Annotated in this window: 18 protein-coding genes and 1 tRNA gene; 12 read left to right on the plus strand and 7 right to left on the minus strand. The window is 64.7% G+C overall.

Translation table 11 applies throughout. The features are described from left to right. Positions 1 to 36 precede the first annotated feature (36 nt). Positions 37 to 2559 carry a methyl-accepting chemotaxis protein gene (locus Q9316_RS02885; protein ID WP_306033759.1) on the plus strand — a complete coding sequence of 841 codons (2523 nt, stop codon included), beginning with the start codon at positions 37 to 39 and terminating at the stop codon, positions 2557 to 2559. Positions 2560 to 2604: 45 nt separating this feature from the next. Here the strand turns inward: Q9316_RS02885 and Q9316_RS02890 are convergent, their stop codons facing one another. Then, positions 2605 to 2751, minus strand: a complete 147-nt coding sequence (locus tag Q9316_RS02890) for a hypothetical protein (protein ID WP_306033760.1) — start codon at positions 2749 to 2751, stop codon at positions 2605 to 2607. Positions 2752 to 2909: 158 nt separating this feature from the next. Between Q9316_RS02890 and Q9316_RS02895 the strand changes: the two genes are divergently transcribed. Beyond that, positions 2910 to 3782, plus strand: coding sequence for a LysR family transcriptional regulator (locus Q9316_RS02895; RefSeq protein ID WP_306033761.1), 873 nt, complete (start codon positions 2910 to 2912; stop codon positions 3780 to 3782). A 54-nt stretch (positions 3783 to 3836) separates the two neighbouring features. On the opposite strand, the gene Q9316_RS02900 is transcribed toward Q9316_RS02895, so the two are convergent. Continuing rightward, positions 3837 to 4076 carry an SMc00767 family acetate metabolism repressor gene (locus tag Q9316_RS02900; protein ID WP_226920376.1) on the minus strand — a complete coding sequence of 80 codons (240 nt, stop codon included), beginning with the start codon at positions 4074 to 4076 and terminating at the stop codon, positions 3837 to 3839. A gap of 97 nt (positions 4077 to 4173) precedes the next feature. Continuing rightward, a complete protein-coding gene (gene aceA, locus Q9316_RS02905; protein ID WP_306033762.1) occupies positions 4174 to 5463 on the minus strand; it encodes an isocitrate lyase in 1290 nt (429 codons plus the stop codon). Between the two features lie 219 nt (positions 5464 to 5682). Here aceA and Q9316_RS02910 point away from each other — a divergent pair, with 219 nt between their 5' ends. The 5 genes from Q9316_RS02910 to Q9316_RS02930 all read left to right on the plus strand — a co-directional run bounded on the left by Q9316_RS02910 (position 5683) and on the right by Q9316_RS02930 (position 11339). Then, positions 5683 to 7098, plus strand: coding sequence for a helix-turn-helix domain-containing protein (locus Q9316_RS02910; RefSeq protein WP_306033763.1), 1416 nt, complete (start codon positions 5683 to 5685; stop codon positions 7096 to 7098). Between the two features lie 169 nt (positions 7099 to 7267). Then, entirely contained in the window at positions 7268 to 8377 is a 1110-nt protein-coding gene (locus Q9316_RS02915; RefSeq protein ID WP_306035190.1) for a polyamine ABC transporter substrate-binding protein, read from the plus strand. 82 nt (positions 8378 to 8459) lie between these two features. Further along, a complete protein-coding gene (locus Q9316_RS02920) occupies positions 8460 to 9602 on the plus strand; it encodes an ABC transporter ATP-binding protein (protein ID WP_306033764.1) in 1143 nt (380 codons plus the stop codon). Between the two features lie 3 nt (positions 9603 to 9605). Next, positions 9606 to 10517 carry an ABC transporter permease subunit gene (locus Q9316_RS02925; RefSeq protein ID WP_306033765.1) on the plus strand — a complete coding sequence of 304 codons (912 nt, stop codon included), beginning with the start codon at positions 9606 to 9608 and terminating at the stop codon, positions 10515 to 10517. 3 nt (positions 10518 to 10520) lie between these two features. Continuing rightward, entirely contained in the window at positions 10521 to 11339 is an 819-nt protein-coding gene (locus tag Q9316_RS02930) for an ABC transporter permease (RefSeq protein WP_306033766.1), read from the plus strand. Between the two features lie 10 nt (positions 11340 to 11349). On the opposite strand, the gene Q9316_RS02935 is transcribed toward Q9316_RS02930, so the two are convergent. From Q9316_RS02935 to Q9316_RS02945, 3 genes are all read right to left on the minus strand, one after another. Further along, complete coding sequence (locus Q9316_RS02935; RefSeq protein ID WP_306033767.1) at positions 11350 to 13188, minus strand: AsmA family protein; 1839 nt, start codon at positions 13186 to 13188, stop codon at positions 11350 to 11352. A gap of 396 nt (positions 13189 to 13584) precedes the next feature. Continuing rightward, entirely contained in the window at positions 13585 to 15162 is a 1578-nt protein-coding gene (locus Q9316_RS02940) for an ABC transporter permease (RefSeq protein ID WP_371877987.1), read from the minus strand. A gap of 158 nt (positions 15163 to 15320) precedes the next feature. Continuing rightward, on the minus strand, positions 15321 to 18932 hold the full coding sequence (locus Q9316_RS02945) for an ATP-binding protein (RefSeq protein ID WP_306033769.1): 3612 nt from the start codon (positions 18930 to 18932) through the stop codon (positions 15321 to 15323). Positions 18933 to 19176: 244 nt separating this feature from the next. On the opposite strand from Q9316_RS02945, the gene Q9316_RS02950 reads away from it, so the two are divergent. The 4 genes from Q9316_RS02950 (at position 19177) to Q9316_RS02965 (ending at position 21611) form a co-directional block, all read left to right on the plus strand. After that, complete coding sequence (locus Q9316_RS02950; RefSeq protein WP_306033770.1) at positions 19177 to 19626, plus strand: phasin; 450 nt, start codon at positions 19177 to 19179, stop codon at positions 19624 to 19626. A 145-nt stretch (positions 19627 to 19771) separates the two neighbouring features. Continuing rightward, positions 19772 to 19848: transfer RNA gene (locus tag Q9316_RS02955), tRNA-His, on the plus strand. Between the two features lie 258 nt (positions 19849 to 20106). Next, entirely contained in the window at positions 20107 to 20685 is a 579-nt protein-coding gene (locus Q9316_RS02960; RefSeq protein ID WP_306033771.1) for a TetR/AcrR family transcriptional regulator, read from the plus strand. Next, positions 20682 to 21611 carry a DMT family transporter gene (locus Q9316_RS02965; RefSeq protein ID WP_306033772.1) on the plus strand — a complete coding sequence of 310 codons (930 nt, stop codon included), beginning with the start codon at positions 20682 to 20684 and terminating at the stop codon, positions 21609 to 21611. Before Q9316_RS02960 ends, Q9316_RS02965 begins: the two co-directional genes overlap by 4 nt. 6 nt (positions 21612 to 21617) lie before the next feature. Here Q9316_RS02965 and Q9316_RS02970 read toward each other — a convergent pair whose 3' ends face one another. Continuing rightward, entirely contained in the window at positions 21618 to 22499 is an 882-nt protein-coding gene (locus Q9316_RS02970; RefSeq protein WP_306033773.1) for a LysR family transcriptional regulator, read from the minus strand. Between the two features lie 106 nt (positions 22500 to 22605). Between Q9316_RS02970 and Q9316_RS02975 the strand changes: the two genes are divergently transcribed. Then, positions 22606 to 24102 carry a CoA-acylating methylmalonate-semialdehyde dehydrogenase gene (locus Q9316_RS02975; RefSeq protein WP_306033774.1) on the plus strand — a complete coding sequence of 499 codons (1497 nt, stop codon included), beginning with the start codon at positions 22606 to 22608 and terminating at the stop codon, positions 24100 to 24102. The last annotated feature ends 98 nt before the right edge of the window (positions 24103 to 24200 follow it).

The following is a 24200-nucleotide window of genomic DNA, read 5'->3' on the forward strand; positions in this document are numbered from 1 at the left end:
GCAGGGGTGGAGCACGCCGACAACGGATGTTCCGCCATGTTCATTGACAAGATTCTCGCCCGTTTCAAGATCCAGACGAAGGTTCTGGTTTTCATCCTGCCCTTCGTGCTCAGCATCTGCGCCGTGGGCTTTACCGGGCTTTACGCCTCCGGCCTGCTGCAAGGCCGCATGGAGATTTCCAACAGCGTCCTCCAGTCGCTCAGCGGCTTCAAGGACGTCTATGCCGGCATGAACCGGTTCCTTCAGAATACCAGCGAGGAAAGCCGCAATGCCGTGCACGAGCGCCTGACGGCGCAGGTCGGCGTGCTCCAGGCGACGATGGACGGTCTGGCGCCTGATGCCGACAAGTCCAAGCTGGTCGATGCCGAGGCGCAGACCAAGGGTATCGAGGCCCGCATGGATGGTCTCTGGGCGCTCTATGTGAGTGAGATCGGCCTGCACGACACGATGACCGGCAACCTCAACACCCTCTCCAGCGAGCAGGTGAAGATCCTCGACGAGGCGACCAAGCTCCAGCGCACGGTGCGGCAGAACGAGAACGCAGCCAAGAGCATGCTGCGCGAGGCCGAGCGCCTGACCAATGCCAGCAAGTTCTTCGGCGAGTTCCTGTCCGAGTTCAGCCGGGGCGCGACGCCCGAAGACCAGATGAAGCTGGTCAAGGAGCGCTATCCCTTCTTCACGAAGACCGAGCGCTCGATCGCGATGATCCTGCCGAAGAACCAGAAGGTCGTCTCGATCACCATTCGCAACACGATCGAAGAATTGAGCGGTCTGCTCTCCTCGTCGGATCCGGCGAGCGTCACCGTGCCGGAGATCGGCCGCCGGGTGAACCGCTTCCGCCAGGTCACCATTCAGCTTCAGGGCGCTGCCGCCGAAAAGATGCGCGAGGCGACCCGCATCTTCAACGAGCTCGACGCGCCGATCATCAAGTCCGAAGCGGTGCTCGGTTCCACGCGCAAGCTGGTCTCCTCGATCGACGATATCGAGGTTGCCGCCGCGCGCTTCCTTGGCCAGACTTCGGAAAAGAACCGCGTCAAGCTGCTCGGCAACCTCTCCATCCTGCGCATCGACATGAACGGCCTGCGCGGCGCGGCAAGCGGTCTTCCCTTCTTCGACAAGGTGGACGAGACGCTGCGCCCGGTGCTGGAGCGCATCGAGGCCGACAGCGCCGCCCTGGTGAAGATCAGCACCGAGCGCGCCGCCGATTTCGAGGCCGCGGGCCAGTCGATCGACACGATCTGGAACCTCCTGAGCCAGTTCGCCGAAGAACAGAAGACCAGCGCCGGCACCGAGCGTGAGAAGGCCAACCAGGTGTCGGTGCTCGCCACCGTCGCCGGTGCTGCGATCGCCATCCTTGCTGGCATCGCGCTGGTGCTGACGCTGAAGGGGCCGATCGGCCAGATCACCGGCGCCATGCGGCGCCTGGCCGACGGCTTCCTCGATACCGGCATTTCCGGCGAGGGCCGCGCCGACGAGATCGGCGACATGGCTCGCGCGCTGGGCGTCTTCAAGGAGAACGCCCTGTCGAAAATCCGCATCGAGGAGGAGAGCGAGCAGCAGCGCGCCGCGGCGGAAGCCGAGCGCGCCCGCAACGACGCGGAAAAGCAGAGCCTCGACCGCGAGATCGACTTTGCCGTCAACGCGCTCGCCGCCGGCCTCGGCCGCCTCGCGCAGGGCGACCTGTCGCGCCAGATCGAGACGCCGTTCAACGGCCGCCTCGAACAACTCCGCCAGGACTTCAACGTCTCGCTCACCCGCCTGCAGGACACGCTCGGCCAGATCCGCAACAATGCGCTGTCGATCCAGCGCAGCGGCGCCGAAATGCTGCAATCGGGCGATGCGCTCGCCAAGCGCACCGAATCCCAGGCGTCCTCACTGGAGGAAACGGCCGCCGCCGTCGAGGAGATCACGGCGACCGTGCGCTCCTCCGCCGAGCGGGCGCACGAGGCCAACCTCGTCGTCGGCACGACCAAGCGTAGCGCCGACAGCTCCGCCGCGGTCGTCAACAACGCGATCGCCGCCATGGGCCGTATCGAGGGGGCCTCGCGCCAGATCGAGCAGATCATCGAGGTCATCGACGACATCGCCTTCCAGACCAATCTGCTGGCGCTGAACGCCGGTATCGAGGCGGCGCGCGCCGGCGAGGCCGGCAAGGGCTTCGCGGTCGTGGCGCAGGAAGTACGCGAACTCGCCCAGCGCTCCGCGCAGGCCGCCAAGGAGATCAAGGGTCTTATCGAGAAATCGACGAGCGAGGTCAGTGCCGGCTCGCACCTCGTGCAGGAGACGGGTGCGGTGCTGGCCGCGATCAGCCAGCAGATCGTCACCGTCAGCCAGCATGTCGACATGATGGCGACGGCGAGCCGCGACCAGGCGGCGGCACTGCAGGAGGTCAACGGCTCCGTCAACCAGATGGACCAGATGACACAGCAGAACGCCTCGATGGTCGATCTCACCACCGCCGCCAGCCGCAAGCTCGCGGGCGACGCCGACACGCTGATGATGCTGGTCGAGCAGTTCCGCCTGGAAGCGGACGAGACGGCGGTCTACCGCGCGGCGTGAAGGACGACCCCCAAGCAATAGATGGCCTGGCTCTGCCGGGCCATTCTATTTCCACGGATGCAGGGACGGAATGAAGAGGGATAGCCACAGGCGGAAAGGTCCTTTCTCGCGGAGGTGGTCGAATTCCAGTTTGCGGCGGCGGGGTTTCTGCGAGAGCTCGAAGAGCATGGCAAAGCCGAGCATGTCGTGCATGTCTGTCTCCTGTCGAAAAGCAACGCCACGCCGTGGCGCGGGAAGGCGCGTTGGGCGGGTCTGGAATGGATCGCGTCGGCTGCGTTAGGCGAACAAAGGAAAACTACCCTTCAAATTCGCATTCCCGTAGGGAAGAAAGCGCACTATGTTTTTCATCCATGAAAGACATATCGTGGGAATCCTATCGCATCTTCCTGGAGGTCGCCCGGCAGGGCGGGCTTACCGCCGCCGCCGAGGTATCGGGCTTCAGCCCCGCAACCGTAGGGCGGCGCGTCTTGCAGGTAGAGGAGGCCATAGGCCGTCCGCTCTTTTTACGCAGCCAGACGGGATACCGGCTGACGGGCGACGGGCAGGCACTGTTCGACAAGCTGCTCGCCATGGAATCGGTCGCGCGCGGCGTCGAGAGCTGGCGCCAGGAAGGACAAGGCGCCAGCTTCGTGCGGGTGATGGCCGGAACCTGGGTGGCGTGGCTGATCTGCGAGAATATCTCTGCAGTCTGCACCGCGCGCGACCCCTTCCGTCTGGGTATCTCGATTTCCGAGCGCCGTGCCACGCTTGCGCATCGCGAAGTGGATGTCGGCATACGCGCGGTGGAACCGGCGGAGCCGAGCCTGATCAGCCGGCATGCGGGTGAGGTGGCATACGCGGCCTATCGCCGGAAGAATGCCGGGGAAGCGCTCGCCGGCCGCTGGCTGGCGATATCTGAGCAGGATGCGGTGTCGCCTTATCTGCGCTGGCCGCACGAGCGGCAACATGGCGCGATCGCCATCCTCGTCAGTCGTCCGCGGTCACTGCTCGATCTCGTGCGTGCGGGCGCGGGACTGGCCGTCTTGCCCTGTTTTGTCGGAGATCTCGATCCCGAGCTGGAACGGGCGGGCGAGGAGATCCGCGACCTTCGCCATCACCAGTGGATCGTCGCCAACAGCGAGGACCGGCACCGGCGCGACATCCGCACCGTTTCCGACCGGTTGTTCAAGCTCCTGAAAAGTCACGCCGATCTTTTCGCCGGCAAGCGCCCGAGCCGGACATGAAAATCCCCGGCGCAGGGAACGCCGGGGATCGTTCTTCGACTGGAGATGCTTTTGTCAGCCGCGGCCCTGCGTCACGATGACCGGGATCAGGAGGTCGCCCCAGTTGCCCTCTCCGCCGTGGTGGCGGGCGGAGCGGACGAGTTCGACCGAGACGCCGGCCTCGACCGCCTTCATGACGGACTGGTTGAGGCGGTGCAGGTCGTTGGCGACCATGCGGATCATGGCCTGCTGGTCGGCGGTCATGGCGGAAGCCTGTTCTTCGGCTCGTTCCTTGACGCGGGTCTGGACTGTCATGGCATTTCTCCTCTTCTGAGCATTTTGCAGGTAGGCGGTAGGCCTGCCGTCGCAGGAAATGCGGCTCTATGGGGTTCTTGAAGATTGATGTTCGGGGTTACTCGGCGGCCGGGCGGAACTGTTCGTGCTCGGTCGATTCATGCATGGCGGTGGTCGAGGACTGGCCGCCGGTGATAGCCATGGAGACGGCATCGAAATAGCCGGTGCCGACTTCACGCTGGTGCTTGGTCGCGGTGTAGCCGTTAACCTCGGCGGCGAATTCCGCCTCCTGCAGCTCGGAATAGGCGGCCATCTGGCGCTCCTTGTAGCCGCGGGCGAGCTCGAACATGCCGAAGTTCAACTGGTGGAAGCCGGCGAGCGTGATGAACTGGAACTTGTAGCCCATCGCGCCCAGCTCGCGCTGGAACTTGGCGATCGTCGCGTCGTCGAGGTTCTTCTTCCAGTTGAACGAGGGCGAGCAATTGTAGGCGAGCAGCTTGCCGGGATGGGCCTTGTGCACCGCTTCTGCGAATTTTCTCGCCTGTTCGAGGTCCGGCTTGCCGGTCTCCATCCAGATCAGGTCGCAATGCGGAGCATAGGAGATGGCGCGGGCGATGCACGGCTCGATGCCGTTCTTGACCTGGTAGAAACCCTCGACCGTGCGGCCCTTGTCCTTGTCGACGAAGGGCTGGTCGCGCTCGTCGATGTCGGAGGTGAGCAGTTTTGCCGCCTCGGCGTCCGTGCGGGCGACGATGAGGGTCGGCACGCCCATGACGTCGGCGGCAAGGCGCGCGGCGTCGAGGTTGCGGATATGGGCCGCAGTCGGGATCAGGACCTTGCCGCCGAGATGGCCGCACTTCTTTTCCGATGCGAGCTGGTCCTCGAAGTGGACGCCGGCAGCACCCGCCTCGATGAAGGCCTTCATGATCTCGAAGGCGTTGAGCGGGCCGCCGAAGCCGGCTTCCGCGTCGGCGACGATCGGCGCGAACCAGGTGTCGACCGAGAGGCCATTGCCTTCCGCCGTCTCGATCTGGTCGGCGCGCTGGAGCGTGCGATTGATGCGCTTGGCAAGCTCCGGCGCGGCGTTTGCCGGATAGAGCGACTGGTCGGGATACATGGCGGACGCCGTGTTGGCGTCGGCGGCGACCTGCCAGCCGGACAGGTAGATCGCCTTCAGGCCGGCGCGGACCATCTGCATGGCCTGGTTGCCGGAGAGCGCGCCGAGCGCGTTGACGAAGTCTTCCTCATGGATGAGCTTCCACAGCCGGTTCGCACCGTTTTCGGCGAGCGTGTGCCGGATCTGGACCGAGCCGCGCAGCTTCTCGACCGTCTCGGCCGTATAGGGGCGCTCGATGCCGTCGAACCGGCCCTTGGGCGCGCTCGGGACGAGGTTGTAAAAGTCAGTCATGGTGTCCTCCGGTATGATATGTCGGGATCGGGTGCCGGTCTCTTCGCTGTCCGATTTCATGTGACATTATTTACATCGCAGCGCACAATAGATCGAGAAAAATCCGGAAAATCAGCGATGCAATCGGGTAATGATGTATTGCCTTTGACAGGATCGCTCTGTAAAAAAGTAAATCCTGTAAAAGATGTACCCGGCGCGATCGTGTAAAGGATTTGACATATGGTGGAGAACAAGATCTTTGCCGGCCCGAAAGTCCGGCGCATCCGCAATGTGCTCGGCCTGACCCAGACGGCGATGGCCGAGGGACTGTCGATCTCGCCCTCCTACCTCAACCTCATCGAGCGCAATCAGCGGCCGCTGACGGTGCAGCTCCTGCTGCGGCTCGCCTCCGTCTATAAGGTGGACCTCGACGAGCTCCAGGGCGAAAGCGCCGGCAATGCGCGCCAGCTTCGCGAAGTCTTCGCCGATCCGCTGCTCGCCGGCGAACTACCGGGCGATCACGAACTGGTGGAGATCGCCGATGCCGCGCCGAACGTGGCGAGCGGCATCCTGAAGCTCTACCGTGCCTATCGTGAGCAGGCCGCGCGCCTCACCGACCTTGCCGAGGTGCTCGCCCGGGAAGGCCATGCGACCATGCTCTCGGGCGCCTTGCTGCCGATGGACGAGGTGCGCGACAAGCTGGAGAACCGCCCGAACTATTTCGGCGCCATCGACGAGGCGGCCGAACGGTTCCATGCGGCGCTCGCGCCGGGCGATGACCTTGCGTCGGCGCTCAAGGGCTGGCTGCGCAAGGAGCATGGGGTCGTCGTGCGCCTTTTGCCGGTCCATACCATGCCGAACCTGCGCCGCCGCTTCGATCGGCACTCCATGCGCCTCTTCCTGTCCGAGCGCCTGTCGCCCTTCGACCAGTTGCGCGAGATCGCCATGGAAACGGTGCAGCTTGCGCTACAGGACGAGATCTTCGCCGAACTCGACCTCCTCGCCTTCACGACGGCGGAGGCCAGGCGCATCGCCCGCTTCGAGCTGGCGCGTTACGCCGCCCATGCGCTGATGATGCCCTATGAGGCCTTTCATTCGACGGCGCAGCGTGCGCGTTACGATATCGACGTGCTGCGCTCGCGCTTCGGCGTCTCCTACGAGCAGGCGGCGAACCGGCTCACCATGCTGCAGCGGCCGGGCAAGGCGGGCGTGCCCTTCTTCATGCTGGAGATGGACAATGCCGGCAACCGCTTCCGCCGTGCCGGCGCGCAGGGCTTCCCGCAGGCCCGGTTCGGCGGGGGCTGTCCGAAGCTCGGCGTGCATTCCGCCTTTTCCCAGCCGGGCCAGATTCTCGTCGATCGTGTGGAAATGCCCGATGGCGCCGCGTTCCTGACGGTCTCCCGCACCCTGGAGGGCCCGCAGGGCGTCTTTGCCGAACGCGTGCGTCGCACGGCGCTTCTCCTCGGCTGCGATGCGGCGCATGCGGAGGAGACCGTGTACGGGGAAGCGGTGCGGCGCGAGGGTGCCGTTGCCGTCGGCACGGCATGCCGGCTGTGCGAGCGGCAAGGCTGTCTGGCGCGGGCCGAACCGCCCGTCACGCGACCGCTGGGGCTGGACGAGATGGTGGCGGGCCTCAGCCTTTTCGACTTCCAGTAAAATTCCGCTTGCTTTCCGGCGGCGATAGCGCTTCAAATATGATAGCAATGGGAACAATGTGATACAAAAATTCGACCTTTGTTTGCGTAGAATGCAGCTTGTCGCCTCTCGAAAAACAACCATAATCGGCGACTGTTCTTCATACCAACGCATAGGCCCGTGAAAGAAACTGGGAGAAAAATCAATGATAAGACGTACTCTTTTGGCGACTGCCGCTGCTGTCGCGCTGTTTGGCGCCGGCGGTGCCCTCGCACAGGAAAAAGTCGTAAACGTCTACAACTGGTCGGATTATATCGACTCGTCGATCATCGACGATTTTACCAAGGAAACCGGTATCAAGGTCGTCTACGACGTCTATGATTCCAACGAAATTCTCGAAACCAAGCTGCTTGCCGGCGGCACGGGCTATGACGTGGTGGTGCCCACCAATACCTTCCTCCAGCGCCAGATTTCCGCGGGCGTCTACCAGAAGCTCGACAAGTCCAAGCTGCCGAACCTCAAGAACATGTGGGACATGGTGAGCGAACGCATGCAGCCGTTCGATCCCGGCAACGAATATTCGATCAACTACATGTGGGGCACGATCGGCATCGGCTACAACAAGGCCAAGATCAAGGAAGCCTTCGGCACGGACCAGATCGATAGCTGGAACGTGATCTTCGATCCGGCGAACGCCGAAAAGCTCAAGGATTGCGGCATCAATCTGCTCGATTCCCCGACCGACATCATCCCGGTCACGCTCGCCTATCTCGGCCTCAACCCGGACAGCCATGAGCCGGCGGACATCGCCAAGGCCGAGGAAGCGCTGCAGAAGATCCGTCCCTTCGTGCGCAAGTTCCACTCGTCGGAATTCATCAACGGCCTTGCGAACGGCGACATCTGCATCGCCGTCGGCTGGTCCGGCGATATCTTCCAGGGCCGCGACCGCGCGGAAGAGGCCGGCAACGGCGTCGAGGTCGGCTACGTGATCCCCAAGGAAGGCACGCAGATGTGGTTCGATCAGATGGCCATCCCCGCCGATGCGCCGCATCCCGAGGAGGCCCATGCCTTCCTCGACTACATCATGCGCCCGGAAGTCATCGCCAAGGCATCGACCTACATCCACTACGCCAACGGCAACAAGGCGTCCCAGGCCGCGCTTCCGGAAGAAATCCTGAAGGATACGACCATCTATCCGGATGACGAGACCCTGAAGAAGCTCTTCACCAACACGACGCTGGACGCAAAAACGCAGCGTCTGTTCACGCGGACGTGGACCAAGATCGTGACCGGCCAGTAAGCGGCCAAGAGACGAATTGCCCGGAAGCATCTTCCGGGCAATTTCATTAGAGCTGCCAGAAAAAGAGAGTTGGGGACAGGCAATGAAATCTCTCGGCAATATCCGTCGCTCCTTCGCGCCGTGGACGGATCCGGACGCAAAGCCATTCATCACGTTCCGCAATGTCACGAAGCGGTTCGGCGATTTCACCGCCGTCGACAATCTCACCCTCGACATCTACCACCGCGAGTTCTTCGCCCTGCTCGGCGCGTCCGGCTGCGGCAAGTCCACGCTGCTGCGCATGCTTGCCGGCTTCGAGCGGCCGACCTCGGGCGAGATCATCCTCGACGGCCAGGACATTGCCGGCATCCCGCCCTACAAGCGGCCGGTCAACATGATGTTCCAGTCCTACGCGCTCTTCCCGCACATGACGGTGGAGAGCAATATCGGCTTCGGCCTGCGCCAGGACGGCATGCCCAAGAACGAGATCGCCGAGCGCGTCGCCCAGATGCTGAAGCTGGTGAAGCTCGAGAAATTCGCCAAGCGCAAGCCGCACCAGCTCTCCGGCGGCCAGCGCCAGCGCGTGGCGCTGGCCCGCTCGCTCGCCAAGCGGCCCAAGGTGCTGCTGCTCGACGAACCGCTCGGCGCGCTCGACAAGAAGCTGCGCGAGGAAACCCAGTTCGAACTGATGGACCTGCAGCAGGAGCTCGGCCTTACCTTCGTGGTCGTCACGCACGACCAGGAGGAGGCGATGACCATGGCCGACCGGATCGCGGTGATGAGCCACGGCAAGGTCATCCAGGTCGCCACCCCGGCAGAAATCTACGAGGCGCCGAATTCCCGCTTCGTCGCCGACTTCATCGGCGACGTGAACATTCTCGATGGCAAGGTCTCGGCGAGCGGCAACGGCCGGATCGAGCTTGCCTCGAACGACGGCTTCACCATCCGCACCGCGGCCGCCGAGGCCCCGGCGGCGGGCAATGCGGCCGGCTTCGCCATCCGGCCGGAAAAGCTGAAAGTGTCGCGCGCAGCGCCCGCGGATGCTTCCGTCAACGCGGCCCAGGGCGAAATCTGGGATATCGGCTATCTCGGCGACATGACCGTCTTCTACGTCAAGCTGGACAGCGGCAAGGTCGTCAAGGCCTCCATGCTGAATGCCCAGCGCGAGGTGGAGAACCCGATTTCCTATGACGAGAAGGTCTGGGTCTCCTTCGGGGAAACGGCCGGCGTCGTGCTGAAGGATTGACCGATGAACAAGCTCGGCTCCGCCATCTTCAGCCGCCTTGTCATCATCATTCCCTATGCCTGGCTGCTGTTCTTCTTCCTCATCCCCTTCTTCATCGTCTTCCGCATCTCGCTTTCCACCACCGCGATCGCCCAGCCGCCCTATGAGCCGGTCTTCGCACTGGCGGACGGCCTTGCCGGCCTGTGGGAAAAGATCGGCCAGTTCAGCTTCGACAATTTCGTCTGGCTCACCGAGGACGCGCTCTATCTCAACGCCTATCTGTCGAGCCTGTGGATCGCCGGCGTCTCGACGCTCATCACGCTGCTCATCGGCTATCCCATCGCCTATGGCATGGCGCAGGCGCCGCGCACGCTGCGCCCGACGCTCCTGATGCTGGTCATCCTGCCGTTCTGGACGAGCTTCCTGATCCGCGTCTATGCCTGGATCGCGATCCTCAAGCCGGAAGGCCTGCTCAACCAGTTCCTCATCGGCATAGGCGTCATCGATACGCCGCTGATCATCATGAACACCAACTGGGCGATCTATATCGGCATCGTCTATTCGTACCTGCCGTTCATGGTGCTGCCGCTCTATTCGGCGCTGGAGAAGATGGACAACACGCTGATCGAGGCCGCGCAGGACCTCGGTTGCCCGCAGATCTCCGCCTTCTGGAAGGTGACGTTCCCACTCTCCATTCCCGGCGTCGTCGCGGGCTGCATGCTCGTCTTCATCCCCGCCGTCGGCGAATTCGTCATCCCCGACCTGCTCGGCGGATCGCAGACGCTGATGATCGGCAAGACGCTCTGGAACGAATTCAACGCGAACCGCGACTGGCCCGTCTCTGCCGCCGTCGCGACCATCCTGCTCCTCATCCTGGTCGTGCCCATCGTGTTCTTCCAGAATGCGCAGGCCAAGGCCGAAGAGCAGGGGAAATAAGCCATGAACACCTGGTCCCGTTTCAACATCATGTCCGTCGTTCTCGGCTTCGCGTTCCTCTACTTGCCGATCGTGCTGCTGGTCATCTTCTCCTTCAACGAGTCCAAGCTCGTGACGGTCTGGGGCGGCTTCTCGACGCGCTGGTACGTGTCGCTCTTCAACAACCAGGGGCTCATGGATGCCGCCTGGGTGACGATCCGCGTGGCGCTGCTTTCGGCAACGATCGCAACCGCGCTCGGCACCATGGCGGCGCTGGCGCTCACGCGCTACACGCGCTTCCGCGGCCGGCTGCTCTTTTCCGGCATGGTCTATGCGCCGCTCGTCATGCCCGAGGTCATCACCGGCCTGTCGCTGCTCCTGCTCTTCGTCGCCATCGGCTTCGATCGCGGGTTCGTGACGGTGACGCTGGCGCACATCACCTTCTCGATGTGCTTCGTGACGGTGGTGGTACAGTCGCGGCTGCTCTCCTTCGACCGTTCGGTCGAGGAGGCGGCGCTCGATCTCGGGGCGACGCCGGTCCGTACCTTCCTGGAAGTGACCCTGCCGATCATCGCGCCCGCCGTGCTCTCGGGCTGGATGCTGGCGCTGACGCTCTCGCTCGACGACCTCGTCATCGCGAGCTTCACGTCGGGTCCGGGCGCCACGACCCTTCCGATGAAGATCTACAGCCAGGTGCGCCTCGGCGTGACGCCGGAGATCAACGCCGCCTGCACGCTGCTCATCGGCCTCGTCGCCATCGGCGTCGTCATCGCGTCGATCATGACGAAGCGGCGCGAGGTGCAGCGCCTGCGCGACGAGCAGGCGGCCTTCGCCGGCCGCTGAGGCGAGGGCTCTACTGGCGGGGCTGCTGCCCCGTCAGGATGGAGATCGGCGAGATGACCGGCTCCGGCCAGGACCCGCCGACGAAGAAGCTGATGGGCGGCTTGACGGCCGTCGCCCCTGCCTGCGGCCGGTCGGCGAGCGTGCCGGCCAGGGCGACGCTGCCGGTGCGGTAGGGAATCATGCCCGACAGCGTCAGCAGCTTCTCGTTGCCTTCGATTTCCGCCTTGGTGAGTTCGGCAAGCCCGCGGTCGAGCCGCGCCTCCACGTCCGCGCGCGTGAAGTCGAAGGAGCCGTTGGCGGTCTCCGAGATGTTGAAGAAGGCGTTGCGCGCCGCGCGTTCCTCGAAGGCCTGGCGGTTGAAATGGGTGAGCGTGCCCGTTCCCATGCGCAGCCGAAACCGGCCGGACATGTCGGAGGCCGTCGTTGCCCAGAGCGGGCGGTCCGTCGAAAGCTCGAAATCGGCCGAGCCGATGCCGCTCGGCAGCGGGCCCGGCAAGGCCAGCGCGCCGACGATGGCGCCGATATCCACATTGCTCACCGACATCTGCAACTGGCCGCCGCCGCGAAAGCCGTTCTCCGAAAGTGCGATGCGCCCGGTCATGCGGCCGTCGAGGAAGGTGCTGTCGCCGATGTCGAACGAGGCGCGTCCGTTTTCGATGCGCATGCCGGCGGCAAGGTTCTGCAGCGAGAAAGGCGAAAAATCGGCCGTCTTGGCCGAAAGGCGCAGGTCCATGCCGAACTGGTGGATGAAGGCCGTATCGATGGTCGGCGCATTCTCGTCGGTGCCGGATAGCGGCGAAAAGGCCGTCAGGAACGCACGCAGGTTCATCCGGTCGAAGGCGAGCGTGCCGCCCACCTGCGGCACGCCTTCCGGCGGCATGGCGATGTCGAGCACGCCGGTCGCCTGCGCGTTGTCGAGCGTGAGTTTCACATTCTCCAGCTTGGCCGAATAGCCCGACGTCGCGATGTTCGCCTCGACATTCAACTGGCCGATATTGCCGACTGCCGGAATGTCCTTGCCCTGCCAGGCGAGCATGCGGCTCAGCGACGGGGTGGCGAGTTGCAGGGCGCCGGAAACGAAGGCATTGCCGGAAAGATTGGCCGTGCCTTCGAAATTGACCGTCGTCGGATCGGCCGAAATGTTGGTGCGCACCGGGGCGTCTCGTCCGGCAAGCAAAGCGAGCGGCTGGTCGCTGGCGAAGGTCCAGCGGGTCATCTCGCCATTGAGGACGCCGGAAAGGGAAAGGTCGAGGCGCTGGCGCAAGGCGGGCCAGGTCAGGCTGCCGTTGATGTCGGTGATGCGGTACGGACCGCCTTCGGCACGCGCGACATCGAGAATGCCGTCGCGAATGGAAATCGTGCCGATGCGTTCGTCCGTCAGCTCCGCCGCCTGCCCCTTGGGCGTGGAGGCGGTCGCGTCGATCGCCTGCATCATCCAGCCGCTGTGCCGCCAGTTGAACACGCCGTCGGCGTTCCAGCCGACATGGATGGCCGGCCGGACGAGCTCGAAATCGCTGAATTCCGGTTCGCCGCGCACCGCGCCGAGAAGGTCGAAGGTCGCGGACATGGTTTCGATCGAGGCCAGCTCGCCGCCCGCATCGCCCTTGCCGCCGACGATGCGCACATTGCCCAGCGTCACGCGCGGATAGGGCCAGAACACGAATTCGGCGCTCTTGCCGACATGCACCTCTGCACCCGTCCAGTTCTCCAGCGTCTGCTCGATGCCCTGCGCCACGGTCTCCGTCTGCACGAGGAAGGGAAATGCGATGCGCAGCGCCGCGGCGACGACGATGACACCGAGAATCCCCCGCACCAGGAGCTTCGATCGGAGAAAACGGGACAGGGTCATTCGGCGCGGTTCCTATGCCGGGGCATTCGTATCTCAAGCAAGACGGGGATAGGCGCTCGTGCGGAAGAAATCAAATGCCGGTGAAATGGAATAGCCTTCGATTATCGTGCAAGGGCGCCCGAAAACGGCGAACGAAAGCCGGACGTCCGCCTCTTGCCGGGATTAACGATTTCCGTCTCCCGCATTAACCAAACGCGCGAAGTTGTGAACGAAAGGTTCGTGCCGGAACCGTTCAGGTAAGGATTTGTTAAACCGGAACGGCGCAAGGTCGTGCCAACTTGAGCGCGCCCGATGACGGGCGTTCCGGTCGCACCCGGCCCGATGGCATGAGGCCGTTCACCTTCGCTTTCGTTGGACAGCATTCAACTATCGGGGCGGCTTTTGCCGCCCTCTTTTTTAGCCGTTCTTGCCGTCGAGCGAACGCGAGACGAGGAAGACGGGTATGAGCCCGACCGCGACGATGATGAGCGCCGGCACGCCGGCATCCTCCACCTTCGCCCGCGAGGCATCTTCATAGACGAGCGTCGCCAGCGTGTTGAAGTTGAACGGGCGCAGCATGATCGTCGCCGACAGTTCCTTCATCGTTTCGATGAAGACGAGCAGCGCCGCCGTCAGCGTCGCCGGCCGCATCATGGGCAGCAGCACGCTGAAGAGCGTCTGGCTGCTGGTGCGCCCCAAGGTGCGCGAGGCCATGTCGAGATGCGGGGAGAGCTTGTGAAAGCCAGCGTCGATCGTGCCCTCCGCCATCATCAGGAACCGCACCGTGCACGCATAGATGATGGCAAAGCCTGTGCCCGAGAGAAGAAGGCCGGTCGAGATGCCGAACTGCGCGCGCAGGAAGGCATCGACCGCATTGTCGAAATTGGCGAGCGGGATCAGCACGCCCATGGCCAGCACCGTCCCCGGCACGCCGTAGCCGAACGAGGCGAAGCGCCCGGCGACCGCGTTCAACCGCGAACGCGTCGTGCGCGCTGCATAGGCGAGCAGGAAGGCGATGAGAACGGCGATCAGCGCCGTCGAGCCGGATACGAGCACGCTGTTCCAGAGCGCGGAAAGAAGCCGCGTCGAGACGAACTGGTCGAGGCGCCGCGCGGCATAGCCGCCGAGCACGAAGACCGGAATGGCAAAGCCGATCACCGGCGGCAGGAGGCAGGCGAGGCTTGCCGCCCATTTCTTCCAGCCCTTGAGCCTGAGCCGCACGGAATCGTGCACGGCGGCGGTGGTCTTCTGGCTGGCGAAACGCTGGCGGCGGCGCGCGGCGCGTTCGACCATCATGAGGCAGACGACGAAGACGAGCATGACGCAGGCGATCTGTGCCGCGCCGGCAAGGCTGCCGCGGTTGAGCCAGGTATCGAAGATCGAGAAGGTGAGCGTCTGCACGCCGAGATATTCGACCGCGCCGATATCGTTCAGCGTCTCCATGGCCACGAGCGTCAGCCCCACCATGATCGCCGGCCGCGCCATGGGGATCTGGATCCGCGCGAACACTTTCAGCGGCCCGGCGCCGAGCGTGCGGGCCACATCCGCCGCCGCCCGCCCCTGCATCAGGAACATCGAGCGGGCGGCAAGATAGATATAGGGATAGAGCACGCTGGACAGCACCAGCATCGCCCCGCCGGTCGTGCGGACCTCGGGAAACCAGTAGTCCCGGCTCGTCTGAAAGCCGAAGAGCGCGCGCCAACCCGTCTGCACCGGCCCGGTGAACGAGAAGAACTCGGCAAAGGCATAGGCGCCGAGATAGGCGGGAATGGCGAGCGGCAGGACGAGCAGGCCGGACAGCACGCGGCGCCCCGGAAAGTCGCAGCTCGCCACCAGCCAGGCCGTGACGACGCCGACGACCGTCGTGATCGCGCCGACCCCGGCGAGCAGGATCAGCGTGCGCAGCGTCGCGCGCGGAATGACATTGCTGAGGAGATGCGGCCAGTTGTCGGTGCCGCCCGTCGCGGCGATGACGAGGATGGCGATGGCCGGCATCAGCACGATGGCCGCCGCGAGCACGGCGGAGGCCGAAAGGAGCGGGTGGCGGGCTGCACCGGAAAGGCGGCGCCGGCGGCGCGCCGCTACGCTTTCAGAAAGGACCTGCAAGGCTTCACCTCGACGACGGGCGTTTCGCCCGGTCTAGACCAACCCGGTCAATCTGCCAACACGCGGGGCGAGGGAAAGATCACTTCGACCAGCGTGCCTTCGTTCGGCGTGGAATTGATGACGAAATTCGCCCGGTTGGCGTCCACCATCGCCTTGGTCAGCGGCAGGCCGAGGCCGGTGCCGTCGCCGCGCTTGCGCGCGCCCGTCGTCACCTGCCGGAAGGGCTTCATCGCCTGTTCCAGCTCGCTGCGCGTCATGCCGACGCCGGTATCGCGGATGCGCAGCACGACGCTGCCGTTCGGCTCATAGGCCGTGGAGACGACGATCTGCCCGCCCGACGGCGTGAAGCGGATGGCGTTCGACAGGATGTTGAGCGCGATCTGCTTGATCGAGCGCAGATCCGCCACGATCTGCGGCACATTGGCCGAGAGCGAGGTGCGGATGATGACCCGCTGGGCGTTCGCCTGCGGCTGCACCAGCGAGACGGCCTCCGCGATGGTCTCGTTGAGGCCGACCGCCGTGAATTCCAGCTCCATCTCGCCTGCCTCGATCTTCGAGATGTCGAGCAGGTCGTTGACGATGTCGAGCACATGGCGGCCGGAGCGGCCGATGTCGTTGGCATATTCGATGTAGCGCGGGTGCCCGATGGGGCCGAAGCGCTCCGTGGCCATCATGTCGGAAAAGCCGATAATGGCATTGAGCGGCGTGCGGATCTCATGGCTGACGCGGGCGAGGAAGTCGCTCTTGTGGGCATTGGCCGTCTCGGCCGCGCGCTTGGCGTTGCGCAGCTCCTCTTCCGTGCGCTTCCACTGCGTGATGTCGCGGATGACGGCGCAGAAACCGGAGGACGAGGAGAGGCGGCCCATCGTCATGAAGAGTGGGATGAAGCCGCCGGACGCCTCGCGGCCGATGACCTCGCGCCCGTCGTTGAGCACGCTCGCCACGCCGTGGCCGGAAAGGCCGGCGAGATAATCCAGCACCGCCTTCTGGCTTTCATGGGCGAACAGCATCGCGAACGGCCGGCCGCGCGTCTCGTCCTCGTCATAGTTGAAGAGGGCGCTTGCCGAACGGTTCATCGAGCGGATGTCGCCGTCCTGGCCGACGACCACGACGCCATCCGTCGCGGTTTCGAGGATCGAGCGCAGTTCGCTGACCTCGATGCGAAGGGCTGACGCGGCGGCCTGGTCGCTGGCTCTCTCCTCCGATTCCGCCGGGGTGGCGGGCGTATCGACCAGCGTCAGCACCGGCTTTTCATGCGCCGGCGTCAGCGCCAGCATGAGCGCTGTGCCGTCCTCCCAGCGAATCGACTGGAGGCGGGCGCGAACGGCGCTTGTGCTCTCGCCGTCGGCATGGCGCAGCGCCATGGTGCCGTCGCCGTCCTCGGCGTCTTCGTCGGGGCCAGCGAGCAGGATATCGAGCCCGCCCGAGGCTTCGAGATCTTCGAGGCCCGCATAGCCGGTCAGGCGGAAGAATTCCGGATTGGCATGGATGAGCCGGTCGCCGACATGCACGAGCAGGGCGACGGGCAGCACATCCACCACGGCCGCGGTCAGGCCATAATCCATCTGCCGGCGCGAGGGCGCGAAGCCGCGCTCCGCATGGTCGTCATGCAGAAGATCGTCGGCATGCGGGCCGATTTCGAGCCCCGGCATCTCCGTCGCGCTCTCGCCGGCGGCGGGTTCCTTGACCGGTTCTTCGGCGGCCGGCTCGTTGTCGATGCGTGCTTCGGGATCGGCCGGGCTGTCTTCTGGCACGGCCTCGACAGGCGGCCGGTCCTCGGGCTTGCGCTTGCCGAAGGTCTCGCCGAGCTGGCGGGCGATCTCGCGGAATGCCGCCTGTTCGCCCGTCGAAAGACCGTCGAAAAGGCCGCCACGGTTGCGCCGGGTTTCGAGCTGCACGATCTTGTCGGAATGGCGGCGGGCCGGATTTTCGACGAGGCGCAGCGCCGGGCGCTCGCCGCGGAAGGCGTCCTGCTCGTCGTCGGGCGTCGCCTGCGTGTCATCCGCCTCGGGCAGGGTGGGCTCATCCGTCGCTTCGGCGACGTCGGCATCCGCGATCTCGTCCTCAGCCGCGATAGACATGTCATCGAGTGTTTTGAGCGCTTCGTCTGCCATCTCCGACGTAGTTTCTAACGTCTCCTCGGCGGCGCTCTCCAGGAGGGTGCCCGTTTCCTCGGCAAGAGTTTCCTCGATCAGGGCCGCCTGGACATCCGGTTCTCCGGCGGCTTCGCCGAGCGAAAGGCCGCGTGCATGCGGGTCGGGCGCTGCATCCGCGATGCGCACGATACCGAATCCGCGGAAGCCATCGAATTCGCGGTTGCGCGAATAGGTCGGCAGGGCCGCGAGATCGACAGGAACGACGAGGTTGGTGCCCTCGGCCGGCCAGAGGATCGTCTTGCCGGACCAGGTGTCGCGGCGGCCGAGCAGGTCGCCGATCTTGCCGTCTGGATCGAGGTCGAAGCGGGCGGCGACGTCGCCGAAGCGCGCGCCGGAGATGGCCGCGGCATGCGGGCCGACGGCAGCGGCGAATTCTTCCGAAATCTCGCTGAACCGACCCTCGGCATCGATCTTCCACACGAAGCGGATCGGCCGGCCCTGCGGGTTGAAGACGAAACCGGCCTTCTCCTCGGCAGGCTCGCTTACCGCCGGGGTTTCGTCTGAAACGGTCTCTTCCGTCACGGCTTCAGGCGAGGCGGCATCTTCCAATGCCGATTCCGCCGGCTCTTCGATCCCGGATGAAACGTCTTCGACTGGTTCGCCGATGGCGTCCTCGACCGAGCTCTCCGGCTGGTCTTCTTCTACGGTGCTGTCATCATGGACTGCGTCTTCTTCGGCGTTCGCCTGTTCGGAAGCCGCGTCTTGTTCTTCTACTGCTGTTTCGGCCTGGGTTTCTGGCAGGTCGGCGAGCGGGGAGACCAGTTCGGCTGCCGGTTCAGCCCCGGCTATGGTCTCAGCGGCGGGCTGCGCATCGTCCTCATCGGGGTCGAGATGCCCAAGGATGGTCTCGACGGCGAAGAGCAGGTGCAGCGCCGGATCGTTGGAGATGCGGCCGATGGCGGCCGGCAGGTGGCCGCGGCCGGTGGCGATGGGGCGCTTGACGAGGTGTTCCGCGCTGCGGCCGGCGGCCTCGACGAGCACGCGGCGCGTTTCCGGGCCTATGGCAAGGCTATCGAAACCATCAGAGGCGGCGACGACGGCGCCCTGGCCGTCGAGCACGGCCATGTGCGTGTCCGGATCGTCGAAGCCGGCCAGCATGGCGGCGGCGGCTTCCTCCTGGCTCTGCCGGGCGCCGGCAACCGGCGCGCTGAAAAGGATCGCCTCTTCGCCGGGGCGGATGGTGACGCCCTCGACCGTGGCGCTCACCGGCACGCTGCGAAAGCCGTTGCCGATGCGCATGAGGAAACTGCGGCGCTCGCCCGGCGCCTGCACTTGCCGCGCGGTTGCCGCGAGCTGGCGAAAGGCGACGTCGGCGCGGTCGGGGCCGGCATCGAGGAAGTCGTAGATATTGTCCTGCCCGAAGAGGGCCGCGCCCCGGCCGTTCGACCAGAGCACGCGGGCCATGTCCTTCGAAAACAGCACGACCGCCTCGCCCCGGGAAAAGGGCAGGCGCACCCGCTCGTGGACGGCGACGTCGATAAAGGGATACTGCTTTGCGGACATGTTCAGGCCTGCATCTCGATCCGGCGTCCCGGCTTTCCATTAACGCTTTATTAATAGCGGCGCAGGTGCGGAGGGTCCAGCGCCAGCCCCTCGCGCGCCCGGGGTTTCGACTGGAAGGGTTAACGCCCTGCCTGATTTATTGTGCAGCGCACAAAATTGTTGCAATGCGAAATAGGATCGACTATATAGACGCCATCCAAGAACACGGCGCCTCTGTAGAGGGCCAAACCAAGGAGCGCAGACAATGGCTACCAAGAAGACCGACGACGTATTCTCCATCGCATCCATCGACCCGGCCAAGCTTTCCGAAAGCTTCCGCGACTTCGCCGAAAAGGGCGCAGCGCAGACCAAGGAAGCCTATGCCAAGATGAAGGAAGCCGCCGAAGACGCAACGAAGACCGTTGAAGCGACGCTCGAAAACGCGCAGGCCGGCTCCGTCGAACTCGGCCTCAAGGCCATCGAAGCGCTCCGCACCAATGCCGAGAACTCGCTTTCGCACATGGAAGCCCTGCTCGGCGTGAAGTCCGTTTCCGAGCTCTTCGAACTGCAGACGGCCTTCCTGCGCAAGCAGGCCGAAGTCGTCGTCGAGCAGGCGAAGTCCCTTCAGGAAACCTCCAAGAAGGTTGCCGAAAAGGTCGCAGCGCCCGGCAAGTCGGCCGCTGAAAAGGCCACGAAGTCCTTCAAGACCGTCTGAACCGTCGCATAGCGTAGGTTTAGACCATGTGTTAGAATGGCCGGGCGATTGTCCGGCCATTTTCGTTTGCGGCGTTGCAGAAAACGCTTGAAAAATGGTGCGGCTGCCCGTATGTGACGCACCAAGCGCGTCGGACGCGCCTTGTGCGGTTGTAGCTCAGTTGGTTAGAGCGCAGGTTTGTGGCACCTGAGGTCGGTGGTTCGACCCCACTCAACCGTACCATTCCTCTCTCCTGATAAGTCTCCGGTCTACCAAGGACTTATTGGGAGAGAGGAATACTCTCCTCTCCCTCTTTCGACATGGCATTATCGCGGACCGGGCAGATACACCCGACGTCCATAATGTCTCTGGCACGCAAACTTCGAAAATCCGCATCTCCTCTCTTCTGACGCCACGCACTTGCTTCAAGCTCGGCGGGCGCCTCCCTTGACAAACGAAGAAAATAGGTAGATCGGTCTATATAATTATCGAGGATGCGTGATGAGCGAACGAGTGCCGGCGCGGGAGCGGTTGCTGAAGGCGGCTGCGGAATTGTTTTATCGGGACGGGGTAGGGGCGACGGGGATCGACACGATCACGGCCCATGCCGGCGTCGCGAAGATGAGCCTCTACAACAATTTCTCCTCCAAGTCCGATCTGGTGAAGGCCTATCTCGATGCGCGGCTGCAGGAGTGGCATGGCCTTTACCGTGGGCGGCTGGCCGAGGCCATGACGCCGCGCGAGCGCCTGCTTGCCGTGTTCGATTCCTATGTCGATCACGCCGACCTCGCCTATGGCTGGGGTTTCCGCGGCTGCGGCCTGCTCAATGCCGCCGCCGAACTCCCCGTCGGCGATGCCGGCCGGGCGACGGTCGCGTTGCAAAAGGAAGAGGCCGAGCAGCTCTTCAGGGAATGCCTGCGCGACATGAAGCCGGATGCCGGCGCCGCCGCGATCGACGAGACGGCCGAGCATCTCTCCTTCGTGCTGGAGGGCGCCATGGCCCGCGCGGGTCTCGACGGGCATGACGGGCGGCTGAAGGCAGCCCGCAAGATCGCCATCTCGATCATGGACCGGCTATGACATCCATGGATATCGCGGCGCTGCCGCATCGCCGGCCCGGTCGGTTCCTGGCGCTTGCCGTCCTCGTCCTCCTTGAGGCGGCGCTGGTGGTGAGCTGGAGCGCCGGCTTCATCGGCGTGCGCTTTGCCAGCGATCACGCGCCGATCTTCCTGATCCTGCTCTGGCGAAGCCTGGTTTCCGGCCTGGTGCTGCTGCCCTTCGCCCTCACGATGGGCCCGAGGATGCGCGTGAGGGACATCGCCTTCCAGATCCTGCTCGGTGCGCTGGCCATGGCCGGCTATCTCTCGGGTTTCGCGCTGGCGATCTCGTTCGGCGTGCCGACCGGCCTCGTCGCGCTGATCACCGACATGCTGCCGCTCGCCGTTGCGTTCCTCTCCTGGCCCATTCTGGGGCAGGCCCTGACGGGTCGCCAGTGGATCGGCTCCTTCATCGGCCTTGCGGGCGTGATCATCGCCTCCGGCTGGTCGCTGGATTTCGGCAACGTGCCGCTGTGGGCCTACGGCCTTCCCGTACTGGGCACCCTGTCGCTGGCGCTGGCGACCCTGTTGCAGAAGCGCAGCCCGGTCAATGCCATGCCGGTCTACCAGAGCCTGTGCATCCAGTGCCTGTCCGCCGCGGCGATCTTCACTGTACCGGCCTGGCACGAGGGCGGCGTGCTGCCGGTCATGGATGTGCGCTTCGTCGGCGGCATCCTCTGGCTGGTCTTCGTCGCCACCTTCGCGGCCTGGAGCCTCTATTATCTGGCGCTGCGCAAATCCTCGCCGGCCCGCGTCACCGCCATCCTCTATCTCAGCCCGCCGGTGACGATGATCTGGGCCTTCCTGATGTTCGGCGAGCCGCTGTCCTGGGCCATGGCGGTAGGGCTGCTCGTCTCCCTCGCGGGCATTCTCATCGTGGCGAGAGGGCAGCCGCCCATTCATGCCTGAGCGGCGTCAGAGGAACATGGCGTGTTCCTGCCGCACGAGTTCCTGCACGAACTCGGCGACGGTGCGCACGCGTACCAGGTCGCGCGCGCTTTCGTGCCAGGTCGTCCAGTAGGCGCGGCGGATCGACGTGGCCGGCAGCAGCCGTACGAGCTCGCCATACTGCCGGGCGATGTAGTCGTGGAGGATGCCGACGCCGGCGCCGGAGCGCACCGCCTCCGTCTGGCCGGTTGCGCTGGAAATCTCGAAGCTCGCGTCCCAGCTGCGCATGATCTCGCCGGTGAAATTGAGCGAGGCGGTGAAGATGAGGTCTTCCACATAGCCGACCCGCCGGTGCGCCTTGAGGTCCTCGACGGTCTCCGGCGTGCCGTTTTCCTCAAGATAGTCGCGCGAGGCATAGAGGCCGAGCGTGTAATCCGTGAGCTTCGAAGAGACGAGCCGGCCCTGTTCCGGCCGCTCCAGCGTGATGGCGATATCCGCCTCGCGCTGCGAGAGCGAGAAGGAGCGCGGCACGGGCACGAGCTGGATCTTCAGTTCCGGGTGCCGCGCCGTCAGCCGGCCGAGGCGCGGGGCGAGGAAGGAGACGCCGAAACCATCCGGCGCGCCGACGCGCACCGTGCCGGCGACCGCCGTGTCGATGCGCCCGATGCTCGCCTGTACGGCCAGCATCTCCGTTTCCATCCGCTCGGCCGCGCGCAGGAACGCCTCGCCCTCGGCGGTGAGTTCGCAGCCGTTGGTGCGGCGGATGAGGAGGCGGGTCTTCAGCGCCTCTTCCAGGGCGCTGACCCGGCGGCTCAGGGTCGCATGGTTGACGCCGAGGCGGCGGGAGGCGGCGAGCAACTGCCCGGTGCGGGCAACGGCGAGGAACAGGCGGGCGTCGTCCCAGTTCATGGATGGCCTCCGGCTTTAATTTTTGCACAACGGTTCCTTATCCAAGGTGATTGAGTTGTGCAAATTGAAGTGCGATGATCTCGCCATAACCACGGAGGACTCCCCCATGTACGAGATCGGCCATTTCATCAACGGCAAGCAGGTTCCCGGCACCAGCGGCCGCACCGCGAACGTCTACAATCCGGCGACGGGCGAGGTTCAGGCGACGGTCGCGCTTGCGAGCGAGGCGGATCTCCAGGCCGCCGTCGACAGCGCCCTTGCCGCGCAGCCGAAGTGGGCCGCCACCAATCCGCAGCGCCGCGCCCGCGTCTTCATGAAGTTCGTCGAGCTCCTGAACAAGCACATGGACGAACTGGCCGTTCTGGTGTCGCGTGAACACGGCAAGACGGTGGAAGACTCCAAGGGCGACGTCATTCGCGGCCTTGAAGTCTGCGAATTCGTCATCGGCATTCCGCATCTTGCCAAGAGCGAGTTCACGGAAGGCGCCGGCCCGGGCATCGACATGTACTCGATCCGCCAGCCGCTCGGCATCGGCGCCGGCATCACGCCGTTCAACTTCCCGGGCATGATCCCGATGTGGATGTTCGCCCCGGCCATCGCCTGCGGCAACGCCTTCATCCTGAAGCCCTCCGAGCGCGATCCGTCCCTGCCGATCCGCCTTGCCGAACTGATGATCGAGGCCGGCCTGCCGGCGGGCATCCTCAACGTCGTCAACGGCGACAAAGGCGCGGTCGATGCGATCCTCGCCCATCCTGATATTGCCGGCGTTTCCTTCGTCGGTTCCACGCCGATCGCCCGCTATGTCTATGGCGAGGCTGCTGCCAACGGCAAGCGCGCCCAGTGCTTCGGCGGCGCAAAGAACCACATGATCATCATGCCCGACGCCGACCTCGACCAGGCCTGCAACGCCCTGATGGGCGCCGGCTACGGTTCTGCCGGCGAGCGCTGCATGGCGATCTCGGTCGCCGTTCCGGTCGGCGAGGAAACCGCCAACCGCCTCGTCGAGAAGCTGACGCCGATGATCGAGAGCCTGCGCATCGGTCCCTACACCGACGAAAAGGCCGACATGGGCCCGGTCGTCACCAAGGAAGCCCAGACCCGCATCCTCAGCCTGATCGACAAGGGCGTGGAAGAAGGCGCCAACCTCGTCGTCGACGGCCGCGGCTTCAAGCTCCAGGGCTATGAGGACGGCTACTTCGTCGGCGGCTGCCTGTTCGACAACGTCACGCCGGACATGGAAATCTACAAGACCGAGATCTTCGGCCCGGTCCTCTCCGTCGTGCGCGCCAAGAACTACGAGGAAGCCCTCGACCTGCCGATGAAGCACGAATACGGCAACGGCGTCGCCATCTATACCCGCGACGGCGATGCCGCGCGCGACTTCGCCAGCCGCATCAACATCGGCATGGTCGGCGTCAACGTTCCGATCCCGGTTCCGCTCGCCTACCATTCCTTCGGCGGCTGGAAGTCCTCGTCCTTCGGCGACCTCAACCAGCACGGCACGGACTCGATCAAGTTCTGGACCCGCACCAAGACCGTGACGAGCCGCTGGCCGTCCGGCATCAAGGACGGTGCCGAGTTCTCCATCCCGACGATGAAGTGATCCTCCCGACAATTGAAAGGGCTCCCGCGAGGGGGCCCTTTTTGCATTGCCACTTTTTTGTGCTTTGCGAAGAATAGCGGCGAAGCCCGGTCCGTTTA

Origin of the sequence: Shinella zoogloeoides, from assembly GCF_030733845.1 — a bacterium.
Classification (GTDB): domain Bacteria; phylum Pseudomonadota; class Alphaproteobacteria; order Rhizobiales; family Rhizobiaceae; genus Shinella; species Shinella zoogloeoides_C.

Excerpts from the sequence above, each read along its gene's own strand:
- Q9316_RS02885 (WP_306033759.1), top strand. The coding sequence starts at position 37 with ATGTTCATTGACAAGATTCTCGCCCGTTTCAAGATCCAGACGAAGGTT.
- Q9316_RS02890 (WP_306033760.1), bottom strand. The coding sequence starts at position 2,751 with ATGCACGACATGCTCGGCTTTGCCATGCTCTTCGAGCTCTCGCAGAAA.
- Q9316_RS02895 (WP_306033761.1), top strand. The coding sequence starts at position 2,910 with ATGAAAGACATATCGTGGGAATCCTATCGCATCTTCCTGGAGGTCGCC.
- Q9316_RS02900 (WP_226920376.1), bottom strand. The coding sequence starts at position 4,076 with ATGACAGTCCAGACCCGCGTCAAGGAACGAGCCGAAGAACAGGCTTCC.
- aceA (WP_306033762.1), bottom strand. The coding sequence starts at position 5,463 with ATGACTGACTTTTACAACCTCGTCCCGAGCGCGCCCAAGGGCCGGTTC.
- Q9316_RS02910 (WP_306033763.1), top strand. The coding sequence starts at position 5,683 with ATGGTGGAGAACAAGATCTTTGCCGGCCCGAAAGTCCGGCGCATCCGC.
- Q9316_RS02920 (WP_306033764.1), top strand. The coding sequence starts at position 8,460 with ATGAAATCTCTCGGCAATATCCGTCGCTCCTTCGCGCCGTGGACGGAT.
- Q9316_RS02925 (WP_306033765.1), top strand. The coding sequence starts at position 9,606 with ATGAACAAGCTCGGCTCCGCCATCTTCAGCCGCCTTGTCATCATCATT.
- Q9316_RS02930 (WP_306033766.1), top strand. The coding sequence starts at position 10,521 with ATGAACACCTGGTCCCGTTTCAACATCATGTCCGTCGTTCTCGGCTTC.
- Q9316_RS02935 (WP_306033767.1), bottom strand. The coding sequence starts at position 13,188 with ATGACCCTGTCCCGTTTTCTCCGATCGAAGCTCCTGGTGCGGGGGATT.
- Q9316_RS02940 (WP_371877987.1), bottom strand. The coding sequence starts at position 15,162 with ATGCCGGCCATCGCCATCCTCGTCATCGCCGCGACGGGCGGCACCGAC.
- Q9316_RS02945 (WP_306033769.1), bottom strand. The coding sequence starts at position 18,932 with ATGTCCGCAAAGCAGTATCCCTTTATCGACGTCGCCGTCCACGAGCGG.
- Q9316_RS02950 (WP_306033770.1), top strand. The coding sequence starts at position 19,177 with ATGGCTACCAAGAAGACCGACGACGTATTCTCCATCGCATCCATCGAC.
- Q9316_RS02960 (WP_306033771.1), top strand. The coding sequence starts at position 20,107 with ATGAGCGAACGAGTGCCGGCGCGGGAGCGGTTGCTGAAGGCGGCTGCG.
- Q9316_RS02965 (WP_306033772.1), top strand. The coding sequence starts at position 20,682 with ATGACATCCATGGATATCGCGGCGCTGCCGCATCGCCGGCCCGGTCGG.
- Q9316_RS02970 (WP_306033773.1), bottom strand. The coding sequence starts at position 22,499 with ATGAACTGGGACGACGCCCGCCTGTTCCTCGCCGTTGCCCGCACCGGG.
- Q9316_RS02975 (WP_306033774.1), top strand. The coding sequence starts at position 22,606 with ATGTACGAGATCGGCCATTTCATCAACGGCAAGCAGGTTCCCGGCACC.